Source organism: Levilactobacillus paucivorans, from assembly GCF_001437125.1.
Classification (GTDB): Bacteria; Bacillota; Bacilli; order Lactobacillales; family Lactobacillaceae; genus Levilactobacillus; species Levilactobacillus paucivorans.
On the sequence record NZ_JQCA01000102.1, the window covers coordinates 1 to 455 of the forward strand.

Here is a 455-nt window from a genome sequence, read left to right on the forward strand (position 1 = left end):
GAACAAGCCTATACAGCCGTGATGTACTATGATCCTGTTTTAAAGCCATGTCAGGCCGAAACGATTGAACAGTGGCAAGCAAACCCACCACAGGTTTTCAGCCCCCCAGAACATCAACAAGGACTAGCTTATTTATCGGGACAGCTGAGCTTAGATCAGTTAGAAAATCATCACTTACAACGGGTTTTAAAGCATGATGGTACTAAACAACTCTTTTTTGGCGAATGCAAAGCTGATCCGACGATTAAGAACAGTCAGATCGAGAAAATCCAAATGCAGTTAAAAGAGCAACAAGCCAAGGACGACCAGTACAGAAAAGCAAATATCGGACATTATCAACCACTGAACTACAAGCCAGTTAGTCCAGACTATTACTTAAAGACGGCCTTTAGTGACGCGATCATGACTGTTCTATATGCTCGTGATGAAGATTACCAACGGCAAAAACAAGAACG

At 42.4% G+C, this 455-nt stretch carries 1 pseudogene; it reads left to right on the top strand.

Features of this window, described 5'->3' with window-relative positions:
• Nucleotides 1-455, top strand: a pseudogene (locus IV54_RS08265) (nicking enzyme TraA protein); the annotation flags it as partial.